Source organism: Paracoccus gahaiensis (genome assembly GCF_005048225.1).
GTDB lineage: Bacteria > Pseudomonadota > Alphaproteobacteria > Rhodobacterales > Rhodobacteraceae > Paracoccus > Paracoccus gahaiensis.
Genome location: NZ_SUNI01000002.1, coordinates 336,899 through 343,520, shown reverse-complemented (window position 1 = coordinate 343,520; position 6,622 = coordinate 336,899). Strand labels below are relative to the sequence as shown.

Here is a 6,622-nt window from a genome sequence, read left to right as displayed (position 1 = left end):
CCCGCCCCGCAGCCCGCGCCCGCCGCAGCCGCCCCGCGCCCCGAGCCTGTCGCCGCCGCAGCCCCCGCGCCCGAGCCGGTGGCCGAGGCCAGCGCCACGCCCGAGCCCTCGACCCAGCCCGCCTTCGTGCCGGTCCCGCGCCGCCCCATCGTGCCGGCGGGCCAGCCCCTGCCGCCCCAGCCCTCGGCCAACGAGATCAGCCCCGAAGCGCTGGCCTCGGTCCGCGAGGTCGAGAAGCGCGCCAGGAAGCTGACCCTGATGGAGCTGACCGAGCGGACCTGCAAATGGCCCATCGGCGATCCGGCGACGGACAAGTTCTGGTTCTGCGGCCTGCCCTCGGTGGCGGGCAAGCCCTATTGCGAGGCCCATGTCGGCGTCGCCTTCCAGCCGATGAGCTCGCGCCGCGACCGTCGCCGCTGACGGCCCGCGCCCCGATCGATGCAAAAAGGCCGCCCCAAGGGGCGGCCTTTTTCATTGGGGGATCAGGGGGCTAGGAGGTCCGATCAGGTCAGACGACCCCTCCGGCGCGCCCCCTCCGTCGCAGCTCCGGAGGGCGCCGCGCTCCGGGGCTCAAAGGCCCGGGGCTTGGGGATCCGGGGTTCCGGGGTCCGGAGCTTGGGGGTCGCGGCGCGCAGCATCAGGCTGAGGCCCACCACCTGCAGGATCAGGATCGCGCCGAACAGCTCCATCGCCTCCTCGCTGCGCCCCGCCGTGCGGTTGGCCCAGTCCGAGATCTCGATGCCCCAGGGGGCCAGCTTGCGGCCCAGACCGTCCAGCGACTTGGCCACCGCATAGAGCGCCAGCGCGGCCAGCATCAGCCAGGCCCAGACATCGCCGCCGCGCAGCGCCCGCAGCCAGTCGGGCAGGTTGCGCCGCAGCAGGCGCAGCCCGGCCCAGACCAGCAGGATGACGACCGCCGCGCCCGCGATCTTGTGGGTCAGCGGCCCGTCGCCGGAATAGAGCCGCAGCTGCAGGATGCCGCTGTCGGTGAAGGCCTTGTCCCAGTCTAGCTCGCGCAGGCCCGCCGCCAGCACCAGCACCGCCAGATGCCAGCGCCCCCAATCCCGGCGCCGGACGATGTCCACCGCCAACGCCAGCGCCGCCAGCAGCAGGAACAGCGCCGAGGTCTGCTCGATCGGCCCCGATTCGGCGAAGATGTCGGTGACCGTCTCGGCCGTCACCATCCCCACCATCAGCCATCCCAGCGCCAGCGCGCAGGACAGGGCAAACAGCAGCAGGGGATCGCGGCGGCGGTCGTCGGAAGGATCGGGCATCGGGCTCTCGTGACAGTTCTGTGACATCCGGACCTGTGGACTGGGGGGCCACATGTCAAGGCACGCGCCCCGAGCTTTGCCCCCGACGTCGCGTCCCCCTCCGTCGCGCAACGTTCGCAAGCGGTGTACGCCCTGTGCCTGTCCGGTGCCGCCTTGGTGCACGCCCGGTGCGGCCCTACCCCCAGCATTTGCTGGCCTGTCGGGCGTCCCGGGCCAGGGGGGTGTTGCGCTGCACCGCGCGCCGCAACGCGCGCCGCGCTTTCCAACCCGGTGCAACAGGGCTAGAGAGGCGCCGACCCCGAAAGGACGCATGCCATGGCCCGCCACCTGATCACCTCCGCCCTGCCCTATATCAACGGCATCAAGCATCTGGGGAACCTCGTCGGCTCGCAGCTGCCGGCGGACCTCTCCGCGCGCTACCTGCGGGCGCGGGGGCACGAGGTCATGTTCATCTGCGCCACCGACGAACACGGCACCCCGGCCGAGCTGGCGGCGGCCAAGACCGGCGAGGCGGTGGACGATTACTGCGCCCGCATGCATGGCGTGCAGACCTCGCTGGCCGAGGGCTTCGGGCTGTCCTTCGACCATTACGGGCGGTCCTCCAGCGCCCGCAACAAGGGGCTGACCCAGCATTTCGCAGGGCGTCTGGCCGATCAGGGCTATATCCGCGAAGTGTCTGAAAAGCAGGTCTATTCCCATGCCGACGGGCGCTTCCTGCCCGACCGCTACATCGAGGGGACCTGCCCCAATTGCGGCTATGACAAGGCGCGCGGCGACCAGTGCGAAAACTGCACCAAGCAGCTGGACCCGACCGATCTGATCAACCCGCGCAGCGCCATTTCCGGCTCGACCGATCTCGAGGTGCGCGAGACCCGCCACCTCTATCTGCGCCAGTCCGCGCTGAAGGATCAGATCGCCGCCTGGATCGACAGCAAGACCGACTGGCCGATCCTGACCACCTCGATCGCCCGCAAGTGGCTCAACGACGGCGAGGGCCTGCGCGACCGGGGCATCACCCGCGATCTGGACTGGGGCGTGCCCGTGAAGCGCGGCGATGCCGAGTGGCCGGGGATGGAGGGCAAGGTCTTCTACGTCTGGTTCGACGCGCCCATCGAATATATCGGCGCCACCGCCGAATGGGCCGATGCGACCGGTCACGACGATGTCGCCTGGCGCCGCTGGTGGCGCCTGGACGAGGGCGCCGAAAACGTGACCTATACCCAGTTCATGGGCAAGGATAACGTTCCGTTTCATACGCTTAGCTTTCCCGCCACGCTGATCGGGTCGGGCGAGCCGTGGAAGATGGTCGACTATATCAAGTCGTTCAACTACCTCACCTATCAGGGCGGCCAGTTCTCGACCTCGCAGGGGCGCGGCGTGTTCATGGACCACGCGCTGGAAATCCTGCCCGCCGATTACTGGCGCTGGTGGCTGTTGTCCCACGCCCCCGAATCCGGCGACAGCGAGTTCACCTGGGAGAATTTCCAGCAATCGGTGAACAAGGACCTGGCCGATGTGCTGGGCAATTTCGTCAGCCGGATCACCAAGTTCTGCCGCGCCAAGTTCGGCGAGGCGGTCCCCGAAGGCCCCGCCTACGGCCCCGAGGAACTGGCTCTGACCGAGGCCCTGACAACCCGCCTGCGCGCCTATGAGGGGCACATGTCCGCCATGGAGATCCGCAAGGCCGCGTCCGAACTGCGCGCCATCTGGGTGCTCGGCAACGAATACCTGCAATCCGCCGCGCCCTGGTCGGTCTTCAAGACAGATCCCGACCGCGCCGCCATGCAGGTGCGCATGGGCCTGAACCTGATCCGCTTCTACGCGGTCCTGTCGCAGCCCTTCATCCCCTTCGCCGCCGCCAGCACGCTGGAGGCGATGAACGCCACGGACGCCACCTGGCCCGAGGATGCGGCTCAGGCCCTGCAGGCGCTGCCCGCCGGCCATGCCTTCACCGTGCCCGAGGTCCTCTTCGCCAAGATCTCGGACGAGAGCCGCGCCGAATGGGAGGCCCGCTTCCAAGGCGCCCGCGCCTGACCGTGGCAGATCGGCAACAGATTCCTCCCGGGCGGGCTGCGGCCTTGCCCGTCCGGGACGTCGCCTCTATTCCGACAAAAATACCCAGGTAAACGGCTTTTCCCTCTGGCCGGGCCCCCAGGCAGATCCCATCCCCTGCCCGGAGTCCCCCATGCCGCATCCCTCCCTGCCCACGCCCCGCACCCTTCGCCGTCCCGTCCGGGCGTTCCTGCTGATGTCCGCCTTGACCGGCCCTGCCTTTGCCCAAGAGGCGCCCCAGCCCATCCTGCTGGACGAGATCGTGCTGGTCACCTCGGCCTCGTCGATCGCGACGACCGTGCAGGACGCTCCGGCCTCGATCACGGTGATCGACCAAGAGGCGATCCAGGCCAGCGGCGGGCGGGATCTGTCGGACGTGCTGCGCACCGTGCCGGGGCTGAACCTGACGCGCGGCAATGACGGCAATTCGAACGTCTCGTTCCGGGGCCTGTCCAGCAGCCGCACCCTGACCCTGATCGACGGCAAGCGCGTCAGCACCGGCAGCACCTTTGCCCGCCATTACCAGGGCGACCTGCAGATCGTGCCGCTGGACGCCATCGAGCGGATCGAGGTCGTGCGCGGCCCGATGTCCACGCTCTATGGCTCGGACGCGATGGGGGGTGTCATCAACATCATCACCAAGCCCACGGCCGATGTCTGGAGCGGCTCGATCACCACAGATTTCGGGCTGGCCGATGCCGGCACCACCGCCGACAGCCGGGCGCTGTCGGGCTATATCTCGGGGCCGCTCGGGCGCGGCGTCAGCCTGTCGGCCTGGGCCAAGCTGTCCGAGATCGACTCGCCCGACGATCCCTATGCAATCTCCGAGATCCGCGGGGTGCCGACGCCGCAATACGCCTCGAACGGCCTGCGCACCCAGACCCTGGGCACGCGGCTGACCTGGGCGCCCGACGACACGGTCGAATGGGGGATCGAGGGGCAGGTCTCGGTCGACGACTACCTGGCCGCCGACAACGGTCCCGACGAGAACGAGGTGACCCGCGACAGCATCGCCTTGACCAACGAATGGCAGCTGGGGACCGGGCAGCTGTCCAGCTATCTGCGCCACGAGATGTCGGAGAACCGCAGCCGCAACGCCGAGACGCTCGGCTGGAACCCGGCGATCGCCTATGACACGACGACGCTGGAATCGCGCTTCACCGACCGGGTCGTGCTGGGCGCGCGGGCGCTGGACTATACCCTGGGCGGGCTGGTGGCCCATGCCAGCCTGGACGATCCCGACACCACCGCGGGCAGCCTGATCGAGGGCTCGGCCACCACCGCCGCGCTCTATGCCGAGGGGCGGTTCGAGATGACCCCCGACCTGACCGTGACCGGCGGGCTGCGGCTCGATCACCACGAGGATTTCGGCAATCACGTGACGCCCCGCCTCTACGCCAACTACCGGCTGACCGACGCGCTGATGCTGAAGGCAGGCTATGCGCAGGCCTTCGTGGCGCCCGACCTGCGCAACCTGAACCCGAACTATCAGCTCTATTCCCGGGGCAATGGCTGCAAGCCCTATCAGGGCCCCTGCACCATCATCGGCAATCCCGACCTGCAGCCCGAGACCTCGGACAATTTCGAGCTGGGCCTGAACTATCAGGGCGCCCGCACCAGCTGGGAGGTCACGGCCTTCTACAACGATGTCGAGAACATGCTCAGCGCGCGGCGCACCGACCGCCTGGCCGCCGATGGCACGCCGCTGTTCCAGCGGGACAATTTCGACTATGGACGGACCGCCGGGATCGAGGCCGGGTTCGACACCGCGCTGACCGACGATCTGACCTGGACGACCTCGGCCACCCATATCGCCAAATCGGAATTCAAGTACGGCGATTTCGACACCACCTATCCGATGGCCACGACGCCGGAATGGAACATCACCACCGGGCTGGCCTGGCAGGCGACCGCGCGGCTGAACCTGTCGGGGCAACTGACCTATGTCGGCAAGCAGGCGGGCTATGTGGTCGAGGACGGGCTGACCGTCGGCGATGACGAGCAGGCCTCGGTCCCGGCCGGCCAGAACAGCGATGCCTATACGCTGGTGAACGTGGCCGCGGCCATCGACATGACCGACCGGGCGACGCTGAACCTCGGGATCGACAACCTCTTCGACCGCCAACCCGATTCGGATGTGGACTATCGCGAGAACGGCCGGCTGTTCAAACTGGGCCTGACCGCACGCTTCTGACGCCCAAGGGCCGCCCCCCGCACCGGGGCGGCCCACCCCCCTGCGCGCGCCCCGTGGACATTGCCGCCCCCAGCCCCCCAAATGGGCCAAGGCCAACAACCCGGAAAGCGCCATGACCCATTGCATCCTGATCGGAGCCCCCGTGGACGAGGGCCAGCGCCGCCCCGGCTGCCTGATGGGGCCCGCCGCCTATCGCACCGCCGGACTGGCAGGCACCCTGACCGCCCTCGGCCACAGCGTCGAGGATCGCGGCGACGTCTCCCCCGCCCCGGTGGGAGACGAGACCTGCGACAACCCCGCTGTCCATCATCTGCCCCAGACCATCGCCTGGACCCATGCCCTGCGCGCCGCCATGCAGACCGCCCTGCCCGATGGCCTGCCCATCGTGCTGGGGGGCGACCATTCGCTGGCGCTCGGCACCGTGGCGGGCGTCGCCGCCCATGCGGCAGACCAGGGCCGGGCGCAGTTCGTGATCTGGCTGGACGCGCATAGCGATTTCCACACCGTCGCCAGCACGACCTCGGGCAACCTGCACGGCACGCCCATGGCCTATGCCAGCGGGCTTTCGGGCTTCGATCCCTTCCCGCCCTTCCCCGCCCCGATCCCGGGCGAGAACATCTGCATGTTCGGCATCCGCAGTGTCGATGCCGCCGAACATGCCCTGATGCAGCCGACCGAGATCACCGTGAACGACATGCGCGTGCTGGACGAGCAGGGCATCGTGGCGCCGCTGCGCGCCTTCCTGGACCGGGTGCGGGCGGCGGACGGGCTGCTGCATGTCAGTCTGGACGTGGATTTCCTCGACCCCTCGATCGCCCCTGCCGTGGGCACCACCGTGCCGGGCGGCGCGACCTTCCGCGAGGCGCATCTGGTCATGGAACTGCTGCACGAATCCGGTCTGGTGACCTCGCTCGAACTGGTCGAGCTGAACCCGTTTCTCGACGAACGCGGCCGCACCGCCAAGCTGATGGTCGATCTGGTCGGCAGCCTGATGGGCCGCAAGGTCTTCGACCGCCCCACCCGCAGCTACGGATAAGGGCGGACCTACCGGCCCGCCCCTTTCATCTTGGCACAAATATCCTCCGGGGGGTCCGGGGGGCGG

At 68.9% G+C, this 6,622-nt stretch carries 5 protein-coding genes; 4 read left to right on the top strand and 1 reads right to left on the bottom strand.

What is annotated here, in order from left to right; all coding sequences use genetic code 11:
- Positions 1-420, top strand: a 420-nt coding sequence (locus FA743_RS04710; protein ID WP_136884706.1) for a GcrA family cell cycle regulator, incomplete at its 5' end; no start/stop codon positions are given.
- 83 nt (positions 421-503) lie between these two features.
- Here the strand turns inward: FA743_RS04710 and FA743_RS04705 are convergent.
- Positions 504-1,274 carry a hypothetical protein gene (locus tag FA743_RS04705; RefSeq protein WP_136884705.1) on the bottom strand — a complete coding sequence of 257 codons (771 nt, stop codon included), beginning with the start codon at positions 1,272-1,274 and terminating at the stop codon, positions 504-506.
- Positions 1,275-1,589: 315 nt separating this feature from the next.
- Between FA743_RS04705 and metG the strand changes: the two genes are divergently transcribed.
- The 3 genes from metG to rocF all read left to right on the top strand — a co-directional run bounded on the left by metG (position 1,590) and on the right by rocF (position 6,556).
- A complete protein-coding gene (gene metG / locus FA743_RS04700; protein WP_136884704.1) occupies positions 1,590-3,308 on the top strand; it encodes a methionine--tRNA ligase in 1,719 nt (572 codons plus the stop codon).
- A 151-nt stretch (positions 3,309-3,459) separates the two neighbouring features.
- On the top strand, positions 3,460-5,520 hold the full coding sequence (locus FA743_RS04695) for a TonB-dependent receptor plug domain-containing protein (protein WP_246054831.1): 2,061 nt from the start codon (positions 3,460-3,462) through the stop codon (positions 5,518-5,520).
- A 112-nt stretch (positions 5,521-5,632) separates the two neighbouring features.
- The gene (rocF, locus tag FA743_RS04690) at positions 5,633-6,556 is read left to right on the top strand and encodes an arginase (protein WP_136884703.1); all 924 of its coding nucleotides are present in this window, start codon (positions 5,633-5,635) and stop codon (positions 6,554-6,556) included.
- The last annotated feature ends 66 nt before the right edge of the window (positions 6,557-6,622 follow it).

Coding starts and splice junctions, on each gene's coding strand:
- FA743_RS04705 (WP_136884705.1), bottom strand. CDS start 1,274: ATGCCCGATCCTTCCGACGACCGCCGCCGCGATCCCCTGCTGCTGTTT.
- metG (WP_136884704.1), top strand. CDS start 1,590: ATGGCCCGCCACCTGATCACCTCCGCCCTGCCCTATATCAACGGCATC.
- FA743_RS04695 (WP_246054831.1), top strand. CDS start 3,460: ATGCCGCATCCCTCCCTGCCCACGCCCCGCACCCTTCGCCGTCCCGTC.
- rocF (WP_136884703.1), top strand. CDS start 5,633: ATGACCCATTGCATCCTGATCGGAGCCCCCGTGGACGAGGGCCAGCGC.